The sequence below is a fragment of the Sutterella sp. genome, from assembly GCF_052272535.1.
Taxonomy (GTDB): Bacteria; Pseudomonadota; Gammaproteobacteria; order Burkholderiales; family Burkholderiaceae_F; genus Sutterella.
Genome location: NZ_DAVZJY010000370.1, coordinates 1 through 1172 on the forward strand (window position 1 = coordinate 1; position 1172 = coordinate 1172).

At 63.6% G+C, this 1172-nt stretch carries 1 protein-coding gene; it reads left to right on the plus strand.

What is annotated here, in order from left to right; translation table 11 throughout:
• Positions 1-1168 (plus strand): mechanosensitive ion channel family protein (locus tag ACT6Y9_RS11060; RefSeq protein WP_443744568.1); only part of this gene is annotated, 1168 nt, incomplete at its 5' end.
• Positions 1169-1172: the final 4 nt, after the last annotated feature.

Sequence of the window (1172 nt, forward strand, 5' to 3'; positions counted from 1 at the left end):
CTTGAAGCACCTCTTACTCGGGCTCCTCGAGAACGTCTCCTTCGGCCTCATCGCGGGCTCGATCCTCGCGCTCTCGGCCTACGCGATGGTGACGCTCGGCGACTACACGGCCGAGTCGCTCGTGGTCTGCCGGATCTTCTACAACCTCTTCTACGCGTACTCACTCCTCTCAATCGTGATCGCGTTCATGCAGACGGCTTTGGGCGGCAACATCATCACGCCGAGCCTGCGCCGTTCGATCACGGTGGTCTTCTGGTCGCTCGCCGTGCTTCAGTTCTTCGGCGTTCTCGGGCAGCTCGTAGACATCCTCGACACCACGCGCATTCCGATCGGCAAGGGCGACATGACGCTCTGGAAGCTCGTGATCGCGATCTTCTCGGTGCTCCTCACGCTCGCCGTCGCCAACTGGATCTCGAACATCATCGGACAGGTGATCCATGGCGCGCACACGCTCTCGCCCAACCAGAAGGTCGTGCTCACCCGCATCGTGAGCGTGGGGCTCATGGTCCTCGCAGTTATCATCGGTCTCGGCACGGTCGGTATCGACCTCACGATCCTCTCGGTCTTCGGCGGCGCCTTGGGCGTCGGCCTCGGCTTCGGCTTGCAGAAGATCGCCTCGAACTACGTCTCGGGGTTCATCATCCTGCTCGACAAGTCCGTGAAGATCGGCGACCTCGTGGTGGTCGGGGGCTTCCGCGGCAAGGTGACCGAGATCAACACGCGCTTCACGGTGGTGCGCTCCGCGGACGGCATCGAGAACATCGTCCCGAACGAAACCTTCGTCACCACCGCCGTGCAGAACCTCTCCTACACCGACGAGGCGAGCACCGTCTACGTGGAGATCTCGGTCGCCTACGGCGCCGACGTGGACCGCGCCCTCGCGATCATGTTGGAGGAAGGCAAGCGCGAGCGTCCGCGCATCGCCAAAGGCCGCACCCCCTGGGCCTATGTGGACGGCTTCGGCGACTCCGGCATCAATCTGAAGCTCGCCTTCTGGCTTGCCGACCCCGTGAACGGGTCCGCCGGCATCCGCACCGCGATCGAGCTCGCCATCTACAAGCGCTTCAGCGAGGAGGGGATCGAAGTCCCCTACAATCGCCTCGAGCTCGTCCTGCGCGACGCGCCCGCGGTCGTGAAGGTTGAGAACTTGACGCAATCCCCGCCCTGAAGGA